19 protein-coding genes are annotated in these 19,535 nt (G+C 57.4%); 13 read left to right on the top strand and 6 right to left on the bottom strand.

Annotation, left to right across the window (positions count from 1 at the left end; genetic code table 11):
* The first annotated feature begins 88 nt into the window (after window positions 1-88).
* The 7 genes from ACF8GB_RS03895 to ACF8GB_RS03865 all read left to right on the top strand — a co-directional run bounded on the left by ACF8GB_RS03895 (window position 89) and on the right by ACF8GB_RS03865 (window position 10,018).
* Window positions 89-1,276, top strand: a complete 1,188-nt coding sequence (locus ACF8GB_RS03895; protein WP_197844479.1) for a GNAT family N-acetyltransferase — start codon at window positions 89-91, stop codon at window positions 1,274-1,276.
* 601 nt (window positions 1,277-1,877) lie between these two features.
* Complete coding sequence (locus ACF8GB_RS03890; protein ID WP_196185884.1) at window positions 1,878-3,146, top strand: hypothetical protein; 1,269 nt, start codon at window positions 1,878-1,880, stop codon at window positions 3,144-3,146.
* 24 nt (window positions 3,147-3,170) lie between these two features.
* Window positions 3,171-4,022: an SH3 domain-containing protein gene (locus ACF8GB_RS03885; protein WP_196185885.1), complete on the top strand. Its 852-nt coding sequence runs from the start codon at window positions 3,171-3,173 to the stop codon at window positions 4,020-4,022.
* A gap of 8 nt (window positions 4,023-4,030) precedes the next feature.
* Window positions 4,031-5,233 (top strand): hypothetical protein, encoded by a 1,203-nt coding sequence (locus tag ACF8GB_RS03880; protein WP_196185886.1) that lies wholly within the window; start codon window positions 4,031-4,033, stop codon window positions 5,231-5,233.
* Between the two features lie 9 nt (window positions 5,234-5,242).
* Window positions 5,243-6,439 carry a hypothetical protein gene (locus ACF8GB_RS03875; RefSeq protein WP_196185887.1) on the top strand — a complete coding sequence of 399 codons (1,197 nt, stop codon included), beginning with the start codon at window positions 5,243-5,245 and terminating at the stop codon, window positions 6,437-6,439.
* Window positions 6,440-7,324: 885 nt separating this feature from the next.
* Window positions 7,325-8,467, top strand: a complete 1,143-nt coding sequence (locus ACF8GB_RS03870; protein WP_196185888.1) for a glycerate kinase — start codon at window positions 7,325-7,327, stop codon at window positions 8,465-8,467.
* A gap of 303 nt (window positions 8,468-8,770) precedes the next feature.
* Window positions 8,771-10,018 (top strand): TerD family protein, encoded by a 1,248-nt coding sequence (locus ACF8GB_RS03865; protein ID WP_196185889.1) that lies wholly within the window; start codon window positions 8,771-8,773, stop codon window positions 10,016-10,018.
* Window positions 10,019-10,112: 94 nt separating this feature from the next.
* Here ACF8GB_RS03865 and ACF8GB_RS03860 read toward each other — a convergent pair whose 3' ends face one another.
* Together ACF8GB_RS03860 and ACF8GB_RS03855 are read right to left on the bottom strand one after the other, a co-directional pair.
* The gene (locus ACF8GB_RS03860) at window positions 10,113-10,556 is read right to left on the bottom strand and encodes a hypothetical protein (protein WP_392475261.1); all 444 of its coding nucleotides are present in this window, start codon (window positions 10,554-10,556) and stop codon (window positions 10,113-10,115) included.
* Window positions 10,549-10,869 (bottom strand): hypothetical protein, encoded by a 321-nt coding sequence (locus ACF8GB_RS03855; protein ID WP_392475260.1) that lies wholly within the window; start codon window positions 10,867-10,869, stop codon window positions 10,549-10,551. Before ACF8GB_RS03855 ends, ACF8GB_RS03860 begins: the two co-directional genes overlap by 8 nt.
* 1,029 nt (window positions 10,870-11,898) lie before the next feature.
* On the opposite strand from ACF8GB_RS03855, the gene ACF8GB_RS03850 reads away from it, so the two are divergent.
* The 3 genes from ACF8GB_RS03850 to ACF8GB_RS03840 all read left to right on the top strand — a co-directional run bounded on the left by ACF8GB_RS03850 (window position 11,899) and on the right by ACF8GB_RS03840 (window position 15,333).
* Window positions 11,899-12,510: a trans-aconitate 2-methyltransferase gene (locus ACF8GB_RS03850; protein WP_058639291.1), complete on the top strand. Its 612-nt coding sequence runs from the start codon at window positions 11,899-11,901 to the stop codon at window positions 12,508-12,510.
* A 311-nt stretch (window positions 12,511-12,821) separates the two neighbouring features.
* Entirely contained in the window at window positions 12,822-14,072 is a 1,251-nt protein-coding gene (locus ACF8GB_RS03845; RefSeq protein WP_392474811.1) for an MFS transporter, read from the top strand.
* Window positions 14,073-14,079: 7 nt separating this feature from the next.
* Complete coding sequence (locus ACF8GB_RS03840) at window positions 14,080-15,333, top strand: arsenic transporter (RefSeq protein ID WP_326383468.1); 1,254 nt, start codon at window positions 14,080-14,082, stop codon at window positions 15,331-15,333.
* Window positions 15,334-15,374: 41 nt separating this feature from the next.
* Here ACF8GB_RS03840 and ACF8GB_RS03835 read toward each other — a convergent pair whose 3' ends face one another.
* Complete coding sequence (locus ACF8GB_RS03835) at window positions 15,375-15,611, bottom strand: hypothetical protein (protein ID WP_230384416.1); 237 nt, start codon at window positions 15,609-15,611, stop codon at window positions 15,375-15,377.
* On the bottom strand, window positions 15,611-15,955 hold the full coding sequence (locus ACF8GB_RS03830; RefSeq protein ID WP_078478616.1) for a transcriptional regulator: 345 nt from the start codon (window positions 15,953-15,955) through the stop codon (window positions 15,611-15,613). Before ACF8GB_RS03830 ends, ACF8GB_RS03835 begins: the two co-directional genes overlap by 1 nt.
* Window positions 15,956-16,203: 248 nt before the next feature.
* Between ACF8GB_RS03830 and ACF8GB_RS03825 the strand changes: the two genes are divergently transcribed.
* Window positions 16,204-16,500 (top strand): hypothetical protein, encoded by a 297-nt coding sequence (locus ACF8GB_RS03825; protein WP_196185892.1) that lies wholly within the window; start codon window positions 16,204-16,206, stop codon window positions 16,498-16,500.
* A gap of 18 nt (window positions 16,501-16,518) precedes the next feature.
* On the opposite strand, the gene ACF8GB_RS03820 is transcribed toward ACF8GB_RS03825, so the two are convergent.
* On the bottom strand, window positions 16,519-18,141 hold the full coding sequence (locus ACF8GB_RS03820; RefSeq protein ID WP_392526576.1) for a hybrid sensor histidine kinase/response regulator: 1,623 nt from the start codon (window positions 18,139-18,141) through the stop codon (window positions 16,519-16,521).
* A 115-nt stretch (window positions 18,142-18,256) separates the two neighbouring features.
* On the opposite strand from ACF8GB_RS03820, the gene ACF8GB_RS03815 reads away from it, so the two are divergent.
* Together ACF8GB_RS03815 and ACF8GB_RS03810 are read left to right on the top strand one after the other, a co-directional pair.
* Window positions 18,257-18,871 carry a response regulator transcription factor gene (locus tag ACF8GB_RS03815; RefSeq protein ID WP_058639286.1) on the top strand — a complete coding sequence of 205 codons (615 nt, stop codon included), beginning with the start codon at window positions 18,257-18,259 and terminating at the stop codon, window positions 18,869-18,871.
* A 155-nt stretch (window positions 18,872-19,026) separates the two neighbouring features.
* A complete protein-coding gene (locus ACF8GB_RS03810) occupies window positions 19,027-19,197 on the top strand; it encodes a hypothetical protein (RefSeq protein WP_153302504.1) in 171 nt (56 codons plus the stop codon).
* A gap of 25 nt (window positions 19,198-19,222) precedes the next feature.
* On the opposite strand, the gene ACF8GB_RS03805 is transcribed toward ACF8GB_RS03810, so the two are convergent.
* Window positions 19,223-19,492 (bottom strand): DUF6555 family protein, encoded by a 270-nt coding sequence (locus ACF8GB_RS03805; RefSeq protein WP_058639285.1) that lies wholly within the window; start codon window positions 19,490-19,492, stop codon window positions 19,223-19,225.
* Between the last annotated feature and the right edge of the window lie 43 nt (window positions 19,493-19,535).

Genomic DNA, 19,535 nt, shown 5'->3' with positions numbered 1-19,535 from the left:
TTGCACCTCGTGATCAAGGTGATTTTCACGAAGGTCTGTACACCCTCCGGCTTCCAAGAAGCGGGGCACCATTTAGTTTAGGTAGACCATGGCCACCAACGTATCTAGCGAAACGCTTACCAAGCTCTGCGAGATCCTTGTTGAAGAGCGCAAAGCCTCACCTCGTGGTGAGGGGCTGACGAGATTTGAGCGTGAGGTTCTGAAGGAGGGTGTAGCCAAGAACTTGGACATTGGCGACTACCTTATTACAACTGAGACGCGAGCCTTAGCAATCATCGAATACATTTTCGAAGACTTGCTCATGCCTTTTGGAATTGCTCAGCAGTCTGTTGGCCGCCGCCCGGTCGATCCTGAAGACGATATCACCCTCACTCAAGCCCTCACTGCATTCGACGCAACGGCCCTGATCATTGGTTTGGAGCGACTCGGCCTTCAAGTAGACCCCTCTCGGCTCGTTCGAGAACTGACAAAGGCACTTGAGGGCAGAGAGGTGCTCACAAGCAATGAGCTTGAAATAGTCCTTTATGATCACTACGCCGGCCGCCGCCGCACTGTGCTGAATGCAGCTCAAGGGCCGATACACCCTATGTGGACCGAGACGACCCACCAAGACGAAGCAGGATACCGTTTCACCATGAAATGGGACGGTGACGTCGTAGTCTGGCTTGAAGTCCTGGGCCCAAGGTATCGGAAGCCAGAGCCTCAGGAGCACACGGTATGCGAGTACTGCGGTCATTCGTACTACACGAACAACTCGCAGGAGACTCGCATCCATAGTGAGGTGCACAGTCGTAAGAAGCAGATGATTGATCCCCAGCCAGATGAGCAATTTGCAGAGCGATTGACCAACCTCGGTCGGGCTGGGGAACTCGTTGATCAGGACTCCCCCTTCTGGATGCACGGTGCAGTCTGCGATCGAGCTTTTGAGTTCAAGCGCGAGTTCAAGTACGACTTTGTACAGTGGGATGGTTCCTCGACTAGGCGTGCAGGGGAGGATTGGCAGGGATGGCTCTTTGCTGCATACGACATGGGTACGATTGCGGGTGCATGCGGATTCATGCGCCGCGACGGCGCCGTTGAGGGGCCTGAGTGGTCCTTGCAATGGATATGGGTAGCACCAAAATACAGGCGCGCCGGCCTTCTCGAGGCAAGGTGGCCATCGTTCCTGCAAGCCTATGGTGACTTCGACATAGAGCGGCCGCTTTCGCCAGCAATGCAGGCCTTCGTCCGAAAGCACGGTACCCAATCGCAAAAAGCCGCTCTGCCTCCTGAGTAAGCTCATCATGCGCCGCGCCGCCTTTGTGTAGTCGAACGGACATTTTGCGCCGCAAATTGTCCGTCCTCCTGAGTAGCAAGCCCGCCTAAGGCGGGATAGGCCGTGCGTCCGCAGTCCCTAAACAGCGCGACCCAATTCTGTACGCCCACTTTGGGATGACACACGCCCTGAAGCCGGTATCCTCCGGGTCTCTTTTAAGACCGCAGCGAGGGTTACTTGTCGCGTTAGAACGTAACAGCCGGCCTAGCGCACGTGGCGTACCCTGAAGGCATCCCATTTCTCATCCCGTTAGGGAAGTTCGACGCCGTCCTGGCTCTGGATGATGCAGAGCAGCGTGTGTGCTATCGAAGACGGACACGCTCATAGGGCCGTAATTCAGACCCATCACTGCTGTGAAGTCATTATGATATTGTCGTGGACAGCCTGAGAGCTTCTACTGCAGGGTAGGAACCTCTTGAAATCCGAAGATCGGCAGTTAGGTTCAGAGATAACGCTTAATTCTCACCTGATTCGGCACACTGCTTTTGGGTAATGCGTAGCTTCAGGCTTTCGGAGCTGCAGGTGCCGTTTCTATACACCAACACTGACAAGGAACCGTTGGATGCTCCTAGTTTTGCTCGCGTGCCTCAACGCTGTCTGTTTGCTAGCAGGCCTTCTTTTTAACGCTGAGCTCCTAAACGTCGCCGGCGCGGACATACCGCTGAAGAAACTGCAGGATCTCGAAATATACAGCCAGATCCTGGCGTCAGTAACCGTCTGCCTGACTGGTTGGCGAGTGTGCATCTGGGCTCATCACCGCTGGGGCGGAGAAAAGTACCTCTGGCACAGCGTGGGAGCAATGACATTGGTGGCCGCTCCTGCAACATGGTGGGTTCAGGGTGAGGCGCCAGATCTCATCGCTGAGAAATTCCCTCACACCCTTCGGGTATCCAGCCTCTACGCCTATGTCACTAAAAAGGGGCTGCTCTACGATTCCATTCAAATCCCAGGGCTTCCCTATCAGGATTACCGGGAGCACGGCGAGGGCAAGGCATTCATTGCAAACCTCGGGATTTTGATGAGTGCGCAGGGGACCTATGTAGAGAAGATCGACGGGAATTTCCCAGCATTTGCTGAGGCCGTTTTCAAAGGTTACACGCGCCGCAACGGCGATGCGCTCTACGAGCGCCTCCAAGCTGAAGTGGTACCAACCACTCTGGATGTCATCCGCGCGTATGCTCAGCTAGAAGCACTCCGTGCTACTGGCATAGGCAATAGTGAGTGGAAACCCATCCGGCTGCCCAAGCCTGGCGAAGACCTCGGGTTTGAGCCAACAGTTGCTGAATACGCCCAGGCGATCAAGCCAGGCCTGCGTAGTCGGCCGCAGGTCGCTCAGTCTCCTGAGGTCCTGTACATGGCGAGTCAAGCGCTAGGGCCAATTTACGTGAAGGGGATGAATGTGCTTGCCAGTCGCGAGCAATTCGAGAAGTACCTTCCGCAGATCGCCCGCAACATGGCCACCGATGTTGCACACACCGACATCCGCGGTGAGCAAGGATTGAATGTGCTCAAAAACATGTGGTTCGTCCCCTGGTCGCTGTTGAGCGGACTCTTTCTGGGAGCACTCAACCTGGTTGGCCTGATCCTGTCCGCCTGCGAGCGGCGAGGACTGATTCGAGGCCGCCAGTGGCTGCTGCGTACCGTCTCCATCGCTGCAATCGTGGTTATCCCCCTAATGGCCGGCAATGCCCTGGTGCAATCTGAAGGGTACAAGAAGGCCTTCCGCAGCATCGATCGCGGCCCCACTTTGGTTGCGGGTGTTTTTCATTGGGCAATGACTGCTGAAGCAATGCTCTACAACCTCACCAAGCCACTGCTTAAAGCAGAGTGACTGTTCGTAAAAAGGAGTTTCAACGTGCGTAAGAAGTTTGTCGCCACTTGCTTGGCTATCGCCATCGCTAGCACGACCGGGTGCGCTCAACTGGGAATCAACAAACAGCAGGCCGGTACGATCATCGGCGGCCTGGCTGGCGCTGTCGCTGGGGCGGCAATGGGTAAGGGCACCGGCAAGATTGTGGCAATCATCATTGCCGGCAGCCTCGGCAGCTACCTTGGTAACCGTATCGGCGCCAGTCTCGATGAAAAGGACCAGCAAGCCTTGGCGCTGCGTACCCAGGAAATCCTCAACCAACCTGTAGCCCCCAACCGACCCACCACCTGGGCGTCGGACCATTCTGGGGCGACTGCTGAAATTGTGCAGGGCAAGGAGTTCACCCAGACCAAAGTCGTCGAGGTCAAGCGCGCCCCTACGGTTCAGGCCGTACCCTCGATGCGATTGATCAACGAGCCTTACGTGACCAAGTCGAGCGTGAATGTACGATCCGCCCCGAATTTGAAGGCTGGAAAGGTCGGCGGACTTGCTCCGAGCACAGAGTTCACCGCGGTAGGCTCCACGGGTGATTGGGTTTTGGTTGGTCGGAAAGGTGTCACTGTCGGATACGTGCACAAGTCCTACGTACAGCCGAAAGAGCAGGCCGTAGCTCAGCGGGCGGCACCAGCTGCCCACCTGGACGATATGGACGTGAAAGCGAGCAAAGAGACCCAGGCATTCGACCTGGACTCTATCCAGACTCTGCAGACCCAGCAGATCGCGGCAGAAACATCCTGCCGTCCGGTGACTGTGAGCCTAAAGTCCGCAAGTGGCCAGCCTGAGCAGCAGCAGAGCACCTTCTGCAAGCAGAACAACGGCACTTGGGAACTGATCTAAGGACAGCGATGAAATATAGCGCTCTCGCGCTGGCTGTGGTTGGAGCATTCGGTCTTGTGCCGGATGCCCTATCTCACGAGTTGGCATTTTCGAAGAAAGACCAGGTCATGGTTGAGGTCCCTGGTACCGCGGATACCTGGTGTAAACCGGACATTGAACTAACCATCTCGAGGGCCTCGTGGGACAACCAACAAACTCTTGAGCGTTTGGTTTCTGTGCTACCGGTCGTCCTCGGGAAAGATTGCCCGGCGGCTAAAGTAACGTGGAAAGCCGTCGACGCATCTGGCAAGCCATATGCGAGCGGTTTTGGTAACGCTGCGAACCTGGGTATCGTTTCCTTGGCGCAACCCCAACTACGCCAAGATGGCCCTACCACAGCTCTCTCCTCGGCCGCCTCAACAGTGGTCCCTGAAGCCGCAGCTGGAACTCAAACAACGGCTGGCACTAAAGCGTCGACTGAAGGGGTGAATTCCCCAAAGGCGGAGGCAACAACACAGAGTGTTGCAACAGAGCCGGTACCGGCCCGGGCACAAGATGAGCTGGCAACTGTGACAGGGGACACAATCCCCGCGGCGGTTGTCGATGCTGTGGCTATCGACGGCTACCGGTCGGTTGTGCTCAGTAACACCCAGCTCGCACAAGTCGAGGACGGGGAAGAACGGGCTCAGGAAGCACGACGCCAGATGGAGCGCATGGCAAACCTGCACACTCGGGTGCTAGCGCGTTACGAGCAGCTCAAGGCCAGCCTGAAGGAGACCAGCGGGCACGAGAGTGAGGCGCTGGCACAGCTTGCAGGGATCAGGGCTCGATTTAGCTCCCCGTTGGCCATGATGGACCCGGGCAGTTCAATGAGAGCCAGCCCGATGATGGTTCACGTGACTGGCCATGAAGGTGATTACTATCAAATCGACTTCCCAGGCCCAGGCCGCTTGAAGTCCGATCGGAAGCTCGGGAATGGATGGTACGTCCTGCAGGCAGCGAACCTGACCCCGGTCGCTCCACTCGTGGGTGCTAAAGCCGTCCCGACATTCAAGATCTACTCGGCCGAGGAGCCGGAGCCTTGTAAGCAGGCGAGCTGCGCGGAGCGCGTTTCATTTGGCGCGGTGCTAGGCCGGGAGTTTCCCGATGCTGGAATCGATTTCAGATGGACCCCTAATGTATCCCAGCAGCACCTGAACGCCTGGAAGAACGCTTCCGCACAAATCCAATAAGGCATCACGATGACCATCTTGAAAAACAGAAAGGCCCAGCTGATTTGCGCTCTCTCCATGGTGGTGCTGGGCGGAGCTTCAATAGCCGGCATGATGAACACTGGCGGGAAGAAGGCCCTCGCTTACTACGAGGACTTCAAGCAACGGTTCTACCTCCAGGATGTCCTCGCTGAAGGTGACATCTCCTACAGCATTTTCTCTGGGAACCTGACCGTCGAGAACCCTGAGATTCGCCTAATTGCTGCCCGAACCAATGGAGCTGAGCAGTTCCTGCGTGGGCTGTACGGACTATTCGGTGCCTCCCTGGATGGGACCACAGAAGGTGGCCTGGCTGATTGGGCAAAATACCAGGTTGGATCAACAGTCGGCCGCGGCACTGCTGGCGCTTACATCCATGCTGATGAGTTGAAGCTCAGCCACAGTGGGGATAGTAAAAGCGGCAAGATTCGTATCCAGCTGTTGGGTGTGGACCAGAGCAACCAGTACCTGTCGCGCCTAGGGTCAGAAATGGTCTTGGTCTCCGATGTACCTGATGAGGTTCAGCCTGGTGATGAGGTGGGGCCGCATGGGGAAGTTGTGAAGCCCAAGTACTCGTGGGGTGCCAACATGGCAGTTCGATCATCGGTGACGGGTTCATTTCTGATTGCAGCCTCGGGGGAGTTCGGAACCAAGGTCGACTTGGATCTAACATTCACGCGCTCCGACGACGGAGAAGGGACCATGAGTTTTGTGGTCATTCACCGTATCGATGGGAACGAGGTGGGCCGGATCGTTCGCGAAGCTCGGTTCGCTGCCCTGCCTGAGCTGGATGCCGTCCAGGAAACGCTCAAAACAGGTCTGACCGCCTTCATCGTCGGCGCCTACGACAAAATCGCTAGCCAAGCCATCCTGACTGACGCTGCCGGCAGTTTCGCTCGTAAGGCCAAGGTTGAGAGCTATGCACTGACCTATAAGGGATTCGATTCGCTCAAGGTGCCTTACAGCCAGGCTGGCAATTCGGGCGGTGCGTTCTGTGATTCTGCAGGCCTCGCAACTTGGCAGAGCGATTTCGGTAGCAAGGGTAAGACGCACAGCGATTCGGAGTGTGGAATCGCGTTGGCCTTAGCGAAGAGCGGCTCGTTTGAGGAAACCTACACGTTCCGTCCTGAAAAGACCTTGTTTGCATCGCTTTTTGTCACCCCTGGATTTGACCTCCAGACCAATTAATCTGGCACCTGCGGCCCGGTATACTTGGGTTGCAGAAGGGTCACGTCGCGCATTTTTTCACGAGATTCATGGGCAGCACTAAAACAGAGGAATGTAATGGAATCGTTGGTTGTTGGTGCATGGGGCGTCGTGATACTTGTGGCGTGTGGGTCGGTGGTCTGGATGACAATGGTTACGGTTGACGTAGTCTTTGGCATCATGAGCCGAAGGAGCCTTCGCACAGACCTAATCAACGCTCTCAAGAAAGGCAGTCCTAGCTGGAGCCAAGTTTGTACCATGGCTGACACACGCCACGTAAACATGTCGTGCACTGAGTTTCTCATCAAGACGCTTATCCGGGATGTGGTAGCCAACAGGTTGACTGGCCTTGATGACAAGGTATCGGTTCTTGAGGCCCTTCAGGAGGAACACCAGAAACAGTTGCCCTTTGAGGGCCTACCTACACAAACCAGGTTCATGATGGATCGTTTGAGACTTCACCTAGCCCCCAATGGATCAGACCTTTATCCTTTGGCTAACCATGTCAGAGACCTTCTGAAGCACCAAGAACCAGCAAATCGACGGCAGCGTTTTTACACGTTTGGTGGCTTCATTGTAGGCATCGCTGGCATTGCATTCGGGGCATTCACATTCATCTTTCCTCCTGCAGCGGCACCTGCAAGTGCCGCGTGTCCAGCCCCGCCCGCAGTTTCCGTTCCTAAGGATGAACCAAAGCAGCACCCGTAATTGGACGGTTAGGCCGGGGCACCTTGCCCCGCACCCTTTGTCGACCTGAACAAACGCCAGCCCCTTTTTTGTCACCTCGAACATAGAACCTGCCATGGAACAGGCTCATGATCGGGAAAACACAAAAAGACCTGACCGATTGATCAAGGATTCCCAAAGATGAAAGTCGTCATTGCCCCCGATTCCTTCAAAGAAAGCCTTTCAGCTGAGGCAGTTGCTGCGGCCCTTGCGGAAGGGGTACGAAAGGCCTTACCCAACGCTGAGATTGTGACCGTTCCAATGGCTGATGGCGGGGAGGGTACTGTCGCAGCTGTTCTCGCCGCAGCCGGAGGCGAACTGCGATCCACCCAGGTCAACGGGCCACTTGGTACGGAGGTCACTGCTAGCTGGGGTTGGCTTGCAAATACGCGCACCGCAGTGATCGAGATGGCTGAAGCTAGCGGCCTCCACCTGGGGCCTGTCGGCCAGCGCGACGCAACGCGGACCTCCACCTATGGCACTGGCCAACTCGTTCAAGCGGCACTTCAGGCTGGGGTTCACCGGATAATCATGGGTTTTGGAGGAAGTGCTACCAACGATGGTGGGGTAGGGATGCTTCAGGCTCTTGGGGCCAAGTTCTTGTGCGATGCCGGTACCGAGTTGCAGCCTGGCGGTTTGCCCCTTCAGCAGCTGGCCCGCATCGATCTGTCAGGTATGGACCCACGTCTGCAGGGCATCCGATTCGAAGTGGCATGTGACGTTGACAACCCGCTCACCGGCGAGAGAGGCGCCTCGCATGTCTTCGGCCCACAGAAGGGTGCAACGTCTTCCCAGGTCCGAGAACTGGATTCGGCGCTGGGCGTTTATGCCGACATCGCTGCCAACTTACTGGGCAAGGACGTGCGCAATTCACCAGGAGCCGGCGCTGCGGGTAGAATAGGATTCGCAGCGAAAGCATTTCTTGACGCAAGCTTTCGCCCGGGTGTGCAACTAATCGCCGAGCTGTCCGGCCTGGCTGACGGGGTGAAGGGGGCCGACCTCGTAATCACCGGGGAAGGTAAATTGGATCAGCAAACCTACTACGGCAAAACCACTGCAGGTGTTGCAGCTGTTGCAAAAGCGGCGGGAGTACCGACGATCGCTATTGCCGGTACCCTTGGTGAGGGCTACCAGCTCCTGCGCGAGATTGGCATCTGCGCGGCGTTCTCTATCACCGCCGGGCCTATGACGCTCGAGCACGCCTGTAGCCACGCCGCGGAGCTGCTTCGTGATCGAGCGTTTGATGTGATGAATGTTTGGGCTCTCGGCGATGCGAACTCATAAGGAATCGACGAGCTAACTGCTCAGGTTTAGTCCACCTTGCTCTCGTGCCTTAGTGCGCGACTAGCAAGCGCGGTACCGAAGGCATAGGCCAAATGCTGGTCTAGAAGACCCCTTTTTGCCCGGCGCCTTTATTCCCCACGCGGGCAGCTTCAGCCCGCTCGTGATTTCCCTGCCGCATTCTGGCTTCCCTCTGACGGCCGGCTGGTTAAACTGGCCAGCAGACTGTCATTGCTTGAATGGGCAAGGACGTATGCAGCTGCCCGGCGGCCCCCGTCGGCATATCAATGGAATAGGCGACCAACTTTGACTCAATCCCTCAAGCCAGGTGAGAACACAAGGCTCAGCGTAGCTAACGGACTTGTGCAGGTAACCCATGCGGCTGGCGCAAATCTCGATGTGAACCTGACCGCTTTCTTGTTGACAGATGCTGGGCGCGTCGAGGATGACAGTGGCATGGTGTTCTTCAATGCCCCAGTGCACGCCTCTGGCTCAGCAACATTCACTCCACCGAGCAATCAGGCAGGCGTGGTACGGCACAGCATCAGTTTCGACCTGAGTCGACTCCCGGCCGGCATCAACAAGATCGCGATCACCCTGACGCAGGACGGCAGCGGCGGTGGTTTTGCACAGGTCAAGGACCTCAGTGCCCAGGTAGTAGTGGGCGACCAGGTGCTGGCGCTAACGCCTGATGCCTTCCAGGGTGAGACGGGCATCACTGTGCTTGAACTCTATGTGCGAAATGGTCAGGCGAAGGCCCGGGCTGTGTGGCAAGGATTCGCCTCGGGCCTGGCCGGCCTCTGCAACATGTATGGGGTGGAGGTCAGCGATGAACCTGCACTGGTCGAGCCAGTAGCTGCACAGTCCAAGCCGGTGAACATCACCAAGTCGGTCATCACCTTGGACAAGCCTGGAGCTGCCCACAAGGTCTCGCTGGAGAAGGGCGCTGCAGCGCCAAAGACGATCAAGGTAAGCGCTACCTGGGTGGACAATGGAGATGGTCGGGATAATGACGACCTTGATCTCCGTGTCGGCATACTTCGTCCTGACGGACGCATGTCAATCATCCAGGCCCCTGACAAGCGGGGGACGTTCGATTCTGACCCCTACGTTTTCCATACGGGCGATGTGGTAAGCGCGAGTTCTTCTGCCCCTGGGATAGAGAGCGTTGAGATCAATCCGGCTATCTCGCATCGCATGGGTGGGAGGGTGGCACTTGTTTGCAGCGTGTACTCTGCAGTCGACAACGGTGCTGTCTCGGTAGCCTCGCTGAAGCCCAAAATGCGCATGGAGTACGGCGATCAGATAGTGGAGTGCGCGTTCGAATTCAAGAGCGGATTCTTCAGCAGCATGGTGTACACCTATGTTCTTGGCATCATTGAGATCGATGGTGATGCCATCACGATAAGCCCGAGCGGCGTCACCTCAAGGTCGGGATCCGAAGCCACACCCTGGATGACCCGTAAGGGTGAAAAGGTCGAGTTAACCATGGATGGTCCACACGTATTCAAGGGCCGGCCGATCGAGCGAAGCGGCAGGAAACAGTACATTTGAGTTGGGGCCGGCACGCGTCTTTATCAGGAGTGTGCCAGCCACATCGTTCACTTGGGGGCGGCAAGCTGGCGGTTGACGACTGGGCAATCCAGGCTTAACCGCGGTCGCGCATGCCGATGCGCTTCACCGAATGCGCACGCTCCTGGTCATGCGCGTGATAATAGGTGTTCTGGGTCGTACTAAGGTTGCTGTGCCGCAGGTCTTCCTGCAGGTCCTTAGGATTGCGCAGCGGAGCGTCAAACGTGGCGGAGGTGTGACGCAGCCAGTGCGCAGAGGCACAGCGCAGACTCTCCATCTCATGGTGAGCGCGGCCTTCGCTGCGCATCTTGTCTACGGCTTTATCAAAAACAGCTTGGAGGAGGGCGCGGATTTGCCGATCAGACAAGCCTGCTCGACCCTTGAGTGTTTTGATCAGCGGCGTACTTTCCCCTGGATGAGGTAATTGGGAGAGTCCCAGGAATCGGCGGTAACGTTTTAGATAGCGCTCTTCGTAGATATCCCGCACGGCGATCTTGGCCGCCTTGTTGCCTTTACCCACCGCGAAGTACCACCAGTTGCCTTATTCGTTCATGCCGTTCCGGCTCGGTGTTCGCCATCTCCTCAACGGTGTCCAGGACAAAGTCCCATTGCAGGGGCGTGAGTGCCCGCGAAGACGCAACTTCAAGTTCTTGCGTAGAAAAGCGGTTGCCTTTCTTGAGGAGGCGAAACGGATTCGTTTGGGCGAAGCCGTCTTCAATGAGAAATTCATAGAACCGGCTGCAGACGGTAAACACTTGGTTTAACGTGCCATTCGCCGCTTGATAGTGCTGGGCACTGGGCAATTCTGTGGCCGTCGCCTTGCGAGACTTCATGTTGAAAGGATGCCATTTCGGATTAGGGATCCAGCCATCACGAGTACCCATCGCTCCGTATGACTGCGGTACGAGTTGAACGTCTGCGCGTTGTCGGAAAACGCGCGCAGGAATGCACGCACCGCAGCGTAGCCACGCTCAGGCTGCAAAGCCGCTTCACACTCATCCAAAAAGGAAGCGACGCAGGCGAGTGAGGAGCCCTGCAAACTGAAGTCTTGCTCGATGAATTTATCGTAGGTTTAGAACAAGGGAGTGGGTGCGCGCGCCATGGAATACCAGCCAGAGTTTTGAAGACAATAGACTTCCACTTATGACAGTAATCGGAAGTACGAAGCTTTTAGGTGAATTTAGCCTCCTTATATCGATGGTAGCGACATGCTCCCTGAGGCGCAAGACTGACTGACGGACACCTAAAATGCAAAGGCTCGGCAATGCGTTATTGTTCAATTATGAGAAATTCCCGGAATTTTCTATGGCTATGTTTGCAGCGCCAGTGTGTCAGTCGGGGGTTTCTCATCAATAGGCAACATCCAGCCGGGAATTTCTCATAATTGCCGCAAAGAGCAAGCCTAACTATTACGGGCTTTCCGTAAGGGCACGCTAGACTCAAAGCGTTTTTTCTCGCTTTAGCGAAATATTCGAGCGGGAATTTCTCCTTTTTAATGCAAGCCTATTTTCGGGAGTCATAGGCTCTGCCGAGGACCTGAATGACCCATGCACCCCGTTTGCAGGCTAACAATTCACCCGTTTTTTCTCATGTATTCGCAGTCGTCCTCTCGCCAAGGGAGCAATCATCAGCAATATCAATGGGTTAGGGGCGAAGCGAAGCGATTCTCATAATTTAGCGACGGGATCACTGGTTTCCGGGGGCTGGTGACACGCTCAGTCCAACAAGCTTACCTACCATTTAACATAATACACATTATGCGCATCTAGGTATTTCCAGTTCGATACCACCCTGGGGTACATTCGAACCCACGAACCGCATACAGCGTCCTTCTGTAGACCGCTCACGGAAACTATCTTCCCATGTCCCACCATCTATCAGCTGACCACATCATCGACCTCTACGATCGCCATGCATTCACCTGGCACCAAAAACGTGCCAATCACTTCACCGATCGCAAATGGATTGAGCGTTTCGGGGCCTTGTTGAGGCCGTCAGCAACTGTTTTAGATCTGGGCTGCGGCTCTGGCCAACCTGTGGCGCGATATCTGGTCGGAATCGGCGCTCGCATTGTGGGTGTAGATTCCTCCAACCAGATGCTGACCCTTTGCAGTGCACAGTTTCCTGAACAGCAATGGATTCACGCAGACATGCGCGCGCTTGCATTGGGACGCCAATTTGACGCGATCATTGCTTGGAACAGCTTCTTCCATCTCAAACCCTCTGATCAGCGCGGGATGTTCCCGGTTTTCCGTCGTCACGCGGCTCCAGGGGCGTTGCTCATGTTCACGAGTGGGCCTTCTTACGGTGAGGCCTTGGGTACATTCGAAGGCGAAACGCTGTATCACGCGAGTCTAAATGCCAAGGAATACGCCGATCAGTTGCGCATCAACGGGTTCGAGGTCGTCGATCACGTTGTTGAAGATCCAGAATCTGGAGGACTAACCGTATGGTTAGGGCGCCTCCTGCCCTAAACTAATATAACTACAGGTGATAACTACACTAAATATTCATTTAGTTTAGTTATAATTTATTACTCCGTATCGTTGTATATCCAGCCCTACCTTGCCAAGTTCTCATCTGATGATGCCCTGATGACCAGGCCTGTTATTTCATCCCTCACTGATTCTTGGCCTTCACCCCAGACAACTCAAATCCGCCTCTGGAACCTATTATCGCAGAGCACAGTCTTTGCCAATGACACCCCAGCATCAGTACTCGCCTGCCGTCCATCCCCCGGCCCACGCCAGCGAGATGGCTGCGTGGCCCTCTCGAGAGCACGTCCTTGGAAAACCCTAGGCAATCCGCCCCGTATCGCTCGCTTGACTGGTTGAACTTCTTCCTCGCCGATGTACGTGACGGACTTGGACCGTACCTCGCCATCTACCTACTTGCCGTTCATCAATGGCAGCCCGCAAGCATAGGGCTGGTCATGACGATTGCCGGTGTTACTGCCCTGCTCGCCCAGACGCCCGCCGGCGCCCTGATTGACCGTACGCCTGCCAAGCGTGCCGTGGTGGTCATAGCGGCAGTACTGGTAACCGGGAGCTGTGTGCTGTTGCCTTTTATCACGTCATTTACCTGGGTCGCTATAACCCAGACTGTAAGCGCACTGGCCGGCTCCGTGTTCGCGCCGGCGATCGCTGCCATCTCACTGGGGCTGACCGGACCGAAGGCGTTTACGCGACGCGTAGGGCGCAATGAAACCTTCAACCATGCTGGCAATGCATTCTCTGCACTACTAGCCGGTGGGCTCGCCTACCTTTATGGCCCAGTAGTGGTGTTCTATTTGATGGCTGCCTTGACCGTGGCCAGCGTCATCGCAGTAGCATGCGTGCCGGGCGCCGCCATCGACCACCACGTGGCTCGCGGCCTGGCCCATGGCCCGAACGATCAAGACAATCCGGCTGGCTTTGCGCTGCTTTTGCATAACCGCACCTTGCTGCTCTTCGCGATCTGCTGCGCTTTGTTTCACTTGGCCAATGCGGCCATGCTGCCATTGGTAAGCCAGAAGCTCTCCCAGGTCGACCTGCGCCTGGCCACGCCGCTGACCTCGGCCTGCATCGTGGCAGCCCAGCTGGTCATGGTACCCATGGCGCTGTTGGTCGGGGCGCGTGCCGAACAATGGGGGCGCAAGCCGTTCATGCTCGTGGGGTTCCTGATACTCCCACTGCGCGGCGCCCTCTACACCTTGTCGGACAATCCCTTCTGGCTTGTAGGCGTGCAATTACTCGACGGCATTGGCGCCGGCATTTTCGGGGCGTTGTTCCCGATCATCGTCAAGGACCTCACCGAGGGCACCGGGCGGTTCAACGTCAGCCTTGGGGCGCTTACCGCCGTGTTCGGTCTTGGTGCGGCGCTAAGCCCTGGTCTGGCTGGGTTCGTCGTCCAAGCGGCGGGCTATAATGCCGCGTTCATGACGCTGGCCGGTATAGCAGCCTGCGCCTTCGTGCTTGTGTTGGTAGCCCTGCCCGAAACCCACCCGCGCCAGGGCGATGCGCCCTCCTCCTCAATACCGTCAGCCGCCGGAAACTGAACCCTTCATGCACCTGAGCCAAACCTCATTGATCATCTGGATCGTCTCGGCCTTGGCCACCGCCGGCGTCATACTCCGACCCTTCAAGGTGCCGGAATTTATCTGGGCGCTGGGTGGCGCCATCGTACTTGTTCTGTTTGGGCTGATCCCGCCGATGAACGCTTTGGCCGCCGTGGCCAAGGGCGGCGACGTCTACCTGTTTCTGATCGGCATGATGGTTCTGGCCGAAGTGGCCCGTCAGGAAGGCCTTTTCGCTTGGGTAGCCCGTTACGCCGTAGGACATGCCCGGGGGTCTGGCCAGCGCCTGTTCAATCTGGTTTTCCTGGTCGGCACTCTGGTGACCGTCTTTCTCTCGAACGATGCCACTGCTGTGGTGCTTACCCCGGCAGTGTATGCAGCCTGCAAGGCCGCCAAGGCTGAGCCCCTGCCCTATCTGTTCATCTGTGCGTTCATCGCCAATGCCGCAAGCTTTGTCCTGCCCATTTCCAATCCTGCCAACCTAGTGATTTTCGGCAGCCAGATGCCGCCCTTGTGGGACTGGCTCAGGCAGTTCACTTTGCCTTCGTTGGCAGCCATCATGGCGACCTATCTCATGTTGCGCATTACCCAACGCCGCCAGGTCTGCCAACCGCTTGCCCTGACTGTGCAAACACAGCCTCTTTCAGCCGGTGCCCGTCTGTGTGCATGGGGTATTGCGCTGACTGCTTGCGTGTTATTGGGTGCTTCGGCACTGGACATACCCTTGGGCCTGCCTACCTTCAGCGCTGGTGTCGCGACCACCGCGCTGATTCATTTGCGCCAACGGCGCAGCCCGATGCCCGTTATGCGACACGTGGCCTGGAGTGTACTGCCATTGGTTGCGGGCTTGTTCGTATTGGTCGAAGCTGTGGCCCAGACAGGCGTGATCGAACACTTGGCGCACATGCTCATGACGCTGGAACAGCGGTCTCAGGCCGCTGCGAGCTGGACCGCTGGGGTCGGTGTGGCCGTGGCAAGCAACTTGATGAACAACCTACCGACTGGGCTGATTGCCGGCTCAATGGTTGATATCGCCCACCTGCCTCGGCAAACTACCGCCGCTTTGCTGATCGGCGTCGACCTGGGTCCGAACCTGTCCATCACCGGGTCCCTTGCAACCCTGCTCTGGCTGGTGGCGATTCGACGTGAAGGCGAGTCTGTCAGCGCGTGGCAATTCCTGCGGCTGGGTCTGCTGATCATGCCGCCAGCCTTGGCCGCCGCGCTGTTGGCCCTTATGGTCTGATTGCCGCAAAGACCCCGCTGCGAAATCAACTGAGCATCCGGTCACTGCTCGCCGCTGCGCATGCGCTGTCCAGGTCCGCACCCGCGAGGAAGGTGGCATAGTGATCGCGAAGCGCAGGCACGCAGCGGGTAGTGGATCGGGTCTGGTACCCATCCGTCCTGCGCCACGTATTCGGGTGCGTAGACGAATTCGCCCAGTCTGCCCTTCAGGCTCAGGCGGCCGAGGGTGACTACTTGGCCGCTCTCGGGATGCTCCATGTAGATGTAGGCACGTTGCATCAGAACGCCTCAGGCTTGGGTTTGGGAAGGCGCACGCGTCGGGCTGAAAGTTGCTCAGGGTCATCCTCCAGCTGAACGAAACGGGCCATCTGGGCGCTGTGCTCAACGTCCTCGAGCGTTCGGAAGACCGTATCGTTGATGCCAAGCCGCCATAGCACCAGCATGAAGGAGCGCAGGTCTACGTGAGGCGAGCCCTGTTCGACCTTGCGCAACAGGTGCGGCGATATGCCAATAGCGGCCTTGATGTCCGCCTGCCGAATACCTAGCGCCAAACGCTGTGCCTTCACCAGCATGCCTACACGCGCGAGCATGTCGGCACAAGCCACGGGAAAGAAGTCTTGCATAATGCTCACCATCGTCAATTTTACGAGGCTTAAGACTTACGTCGGTTGCCTCTAAAATTAGAAACCAGACTCATAGAAGCGACTATAATCAACACTAAATAGTATAAGATCAATATTTGTTGACTCTATATCTCGTATAAATTGATCAAGGCTCTAGTAGCCAGGTGCCATTTAGCACATCCGTCCTAATCGCTCCTCCCTTCAACGCACGCTATATTCCAGGGCTTTCATCGCCAAGGAAACCTCCCATGAGTCCTTTCAAGCTGATCGCCATTGCCGGTGCGCTGTTCGCCGTGGCCGGCTGCCAAACCGTCAAGCCTTCCGATGACACGCTGAAGAAGCGTACCGAGTTCGTACTCAATACCAAGGTCTCCAAAGTGGAAGATGTGCGCAGCGACAGCACCATCACGTACTACACCGCCACAACTGGCAAAGGGCGATTCGAATGCCAGATGCCCAGTGGTGCGCTGGTCGCTGCGGCCGGCATGGGCATCTATCAACCCACCCCCAGCTGCGTGAAAGAAGGCCAGACCGGACGCTTTTGACCGGCGCTATGGCCGCTTTCAATAACGGGGCGAGGTGGCGTTATCACAGAGCGTGCGCAACATGGCCCGCAATTCGGCAGGGCGCACGGGCTTGGACAGCACTGCGATACCGCGACCCTGTACTGCGACCTGTATTCGGTCCGGATCATGCCCCGTCATGATCAAGCCTGGTACAGCCCAGCCCCGCTCGCTGCGCAGCCGCTCGATGCAATCGACTCCGGTGGCGTCCTGGCCAAGGTCATAATCGGCAACGATGACGTCGCAGTCCTCATTCGAAGCGGCAGCTGAACTATGGCCATCTACCTCGCATCCCCAGCGCTGCAACAGGGCCGACGTTGCTCTGAGCACGTTCTGGTCGTCCTCAATCAGGCAAACCCGCAGGCCGTTGAGCAAACCTGCAGCAGCCAGCTCTTGCTCAGGCGCTGCCCGTGTAGGGTGAGGCGTTATCTGCGGCAACCCCTTCAGGCTCACGGTGGTGCCGTGACCGGGTCGAGATCGCAGGTGCACCTGCACGTTCATCAGCCGCGCAAGCCGACGAACAATCGACAGGCCCAACCCGACGCCTTCGACGTCCTTGTCGCGCACTTGCCTGACCCGGTAGAACTCTTCGAACACCAGCGTCTGGTGTGCAGGTTCGATGCCTCGTCCCTGGTCACAGATCATGATGGCAAGACCATCCCGGCAGCGCCGTACACCTATCAACAGTGGCCGTCCCGATGCGTATTTAAGGCTATTGGACAGGACGTTCTGGACCATGGTCGTCAATATGCCGCGGTCTGCACGCGTCCAGTAGGGACAAGGCCGCACGCGTATCTCCACCCCCGCCCAGCGAGCAGCCTCGGCATGCTCACGTGCAAGGGCTTCGAGAAAATCGCCCAGAGCAAATGTTTCATAGCGCGGCTGCACGCGCCCGTTATCCAGGGTGTACAGGTCCAGAATCGACCGAAACAGCTGGGACACGTTCAGCAACGATCGGTCAATGCTGTCCACCAGCCTGCGTTCCTCCTCGCCCAGCCGCGCCTCGCGCAAACACGCCGTGAACAGACTGATAGAGTGAATGGGTTGGCGCAGGTCGTGGCTCGCCTGGGCCAGAAAGCGGGACTTCTCGCGATTAGCTGCAGCGGCCTGCTCCGAAGCTCGGCGCGTACGTTCGAGCAGCAAGTGCGCATAGACGGGTATCACGGTACTGGTGGTCAGCAACATCAGCACCAGAAAAGGGTTGGCCTGCCAGTAAGGCGTCAGCCGGTACACCACTACCAGCGCGACCAGCGCCAGCCCGGTCGCAATGGCCAGGTATCGAGAGCCGAAACGCATGCCGTTGCCCAGGTTGACCCACACCATCACGGCATACAGCGGCAGCGCCGCTTCACCGCCGACCACCAAGCCGAAACAGGTGCCTGTGTAGTCGTGCACCATGCCCAGCACCCGGCGCCACGGATAATGCCCGGGCCAGCGTGCGATGGCCTGGCGCAGAAGCACCGATACCAAGAGAAAGACAAAGATGTAGACAACCACCGGCACGTAGAGCGCGGCAGAGCGGTCCAGCAGAAATACCAGCATCGCCACATAGGCGAACGCGCAACTGCCAACAATCAGACGCAAGTTCGCTTGATCGAGCTCGTTATTTTTGTCCATGACCATGGCCGAAATCCTTATCATCAGGCGCCTTTGCTCCCATCACGGGGCAGCGCGCACGTGCCAGGGCTGCTACGTTAACATGGCCTGATCGACCTGCGGCCAAAGGGAGTTGCCAAGTGTGACCAGTCGAATAATCGTGGCGGACGACCATCCGCTGTTCAGGGAAGCCATGGTACGTACCGTCTGCCGTGTGCTGCCAAGCGCCTGCGTGGCCGAGGCCGGTAGCCTGGATGAGGTATTGCAGATTGCCAGCGTTGGCGAGGCTCTCGATACCCTGATCCTAGACCTGCGTTTTCCGGGCCTGGATTCCGTCAGCCGCCTTGCCCAGCTGAAACGCCAACTGTCGCGTACGACCTTGATCGTCGTTTCGATGGTGGACGATCCGGTCATCATCGACCAGGTCATGGCCTGCGGCGTGGATGGTTTCATCGGCAAAAGCCTGAGCGCCGAGCAAATGGGCGCCGCTATCCTTGCCGTTCGAGCAGGGGAAGTGTTGGTGCGTTACCTGCCTTCCGGCCTGCTGCCGATCGCCAATGCCGACGCGGGTACCGAGCACCTGACTCAACGCCAACAGGATGTGTTGCGTTTGATCGCACAGGGCAAGACCAACAAGGAGATAGCCAAAGCCCTGGACATCTCGCCCTTCACGGTGCGCATCCACGTCTCGTCACTGCTCAAGGCACTCAACGTCAGCTCGCGGACCGCGGCTGCCGTCAAGTACTCGGCCGGATAGCACCGTTGGTCAGACCCGCGCCTGCGCAGAGGGACTTCTACCCCTGCAGTGGCGCTCTGAAAAAGTGAGGGGTCTGGCAATGGCTGTTCCTCTCACTCCTGTGTTGGCCCGCCTTCGGGGCGGGCCTTTTTTCCAAACCAACGGAGGCGCATGCAGTGATCCAGAAACTTATGATGGGTGGCGGCAATGTCCAGGACGACTGGCCCGAGCTTGAACAAGAGCAGCGCAATGACAGAGTCGACGACCCCGACACTGACCCGGGCCTGACCGATGACGATCAAAATCGTCCAGGCGTACCTGCCAGCGACCCTGAGGCGGGTGTGTAATCAGGTAATGGAAGAGGTTGCGCAATCAGGCGGTGGTGGCAGGGTCTTCTAGAGACTGTCCGGGCTTACTGCCTGATAGGCGCCAAGTCACATCCGTGACGCCGTAGCGCTCAGCCATGGGCCGGCTGACCTTGCGGATCTTCTCGCGCCCGAACTTGGGGATGATGCCGATGCCGGCATCACAGCTCGCCCAATGCCAAGCCTCGGCATTATCCAGACGGTCCAGACGAATGATGAAGGTGCGAGGCTCGCCATGGAGCCGGTAATCGATGATGTACAACTGGGGACTAGGCATCGCTACACCCTCCTCTTTTGCGTGGATGACCCTGCGATGGAGT

The sequence above is a fragment of the Pseudomonas sp. xss_4 genome, assembly GCF_043104125.1.
Classification (GTDB): Bacteria; Pseudomonadota; Gammaproteobacteria; order Pseudomonadales; family Pseudomonadaceae; genus Aquipseudomonas; species Aquipseudomonas parafulva_B.
Note: the sequence above shows the minus strand (reverse complement) of the source record. Positions and strands in the feature narration are given on the sequence as shown.